At 63.2% G+C, this 1,534-nt stretch carries 2 protein-coding genes; both read right to left on the bottom strand.

Annotated elements, in window-relative coordinates:
- Positions 1 to 37: 37 nt before the first annotated feature.
- Complete coding sequence (locus ACZ31C_RS32215) at positions 38 to 601, bottom strand: 3'-5' exonuclease (RefSeq protein WP_465798505.1); 564 nt, start codon at positions 599 to 601, stop codon at positions 38 to 40.
- Between the two features lie 10 nt (positions 602 to 611).
- Positions 612 to 1,316, bottom strand: a complete 705-nt coding sequence (locus ACZ31C_RS32210; RefSeq protein WP_465798504.1) for a DUF6218 family protein — start codon at positions 1,314 to 1,316, stop codon at positions 612 to 614.
- Positions 1,317 to 1,534 lie beyond the last annotated feature (218 nt).

Raw genomic sequence — 1,534 nt, 5'->3', positions numbered from 1 at the left:
ATTTAGCCGTCTCGAAGGATCGCGCGGTGGCCGTCTCTCATCTACGCAACACGCCCATCACGGGCAAGTCGTACACCACTTCCCTGGACGCAACCGCACCTCCTGCTGATGAGAGGTACAGAGCGAGTAGCTGGGCGGCTGCCCGCGCATCATGCAACGCGGAGTGTGCTCGGTGCGGCGGCAGACCGGCTGCTCGACAACAGTCACGCAGGCTACGTCCGGCCGACGGCAGAAAGTGCGAGGCCAACCCCATAGTGCACAGGCCGTCGGCGGGATCGATGGGCACATGGACCCCTATCCGTTTGTACTCGGCCTGCAGGAACGACGCGTCGAAGAACAGGTTGTGCGCGACAAGAACACGACCGCGCAACAACGCAGCGACCTGTCCGGCGAGTTGATTGAACCGGGGAGCTCGCCGAGCTTCGGCAGCGGTGATGCCGTGAACATGCTGCGGGCCGAGGTCCCGCTCGGGGTTGACGAGACTGCACCATTCCCCGATGACCTGCCCGTACTCATCAAGGTGCACCACTGCGATCTCGGCGACCCGGTCATGCCAACTTGTCCGGGTGCCGGTGGTCTCCAGGTCAATGACTGCGTACATGGTTCCTCCCCTACGCCGTCAATGCCGCTGTGCTGTCGGTTACGGCTGCACGCAATCGCGACAGCCACCGAGGGGGCAGCGGTAGCGGCTCACCCAACGCACGCAGGTAGCCGCGGCGGTAACGTGTCTGCTCGGTGTCATCCCACAGCTGCGCCGTCATCGCGACCGCCGAGGCCAGCGCTAGACAGGCCGCCGCAGCCGGTGAAGCAGCTACCGATTGCGCAGCCGCACGTTGCGCGAGTTCCTCCCAGGCTGGCATCCTGGTCGGCCACGCAAGCGAGGTGATCTTCGCATTCGTCATTGCGCGATGCCGCTCGACGGCCTCGCTGTACCGGCTCCGCTGGTCACTGATCTCGTCAAGCAGATCGGGGACCGTCAGGATGTGGCGCTTCAGACGGGACGTAGTGGAGGCCGGCAGGAGGTGGCCGATCTTGTCCAGAATGCTATGCGTTGAGTTGACCTGACCGTCGACCAAGCATCTCCCCTCCAACAATCGCATGACCGCGACCAGTCGACCGGAATCACGCTCGATCTCGTCGAGTTGCAGGATCCAGGCGCCACCGGCACGGCCGGTGGCGCTCAACTGCCAGAATGCCAGCGCTTCGCTACCATCACTATCGGCGCCGTTGGCAAGGATCACATGGCCTCGGACCCCGGGAACATAGTCAATCGGCACAGTGGGTTCGTAGTCGGATCGACTGACGTCGGACGCCACGACACTCCTTCATTGTCGACAAAGGAGAGTCAATGTGAGCACTTGTCACGTCGTTCCAGATCAGGTGAAGAGGCACCGCTGTTCACTCCGACGTTCCGCCCCGGCGTCCAATCGGCTGACCCGCCTAGTACTCCAACGTCACTTGGCTTCGGCGTTGGGCGTGGCGTGGGCATGAGGACGGCCACCGCGTTGATCATCGATGGTTTGTGAGGACAACC

It is taken from the genome of Micromonospora sp. NPDC023869 (assembly GCF_055559695.1).
This window is presented reverse-complemented; position numbering and strand designations above follow the sequence as displayed.

Bases quoted from the DNA above. Each gene is read 5' to 3' on its own strand.
- ACZ31C_RS32215 (WP_465798505.1), bottom strand. From the start codon at position 601: ATGTACGCAGTCATTGACCTGGAGACCACCGGCACCCGGACAAGTTGG.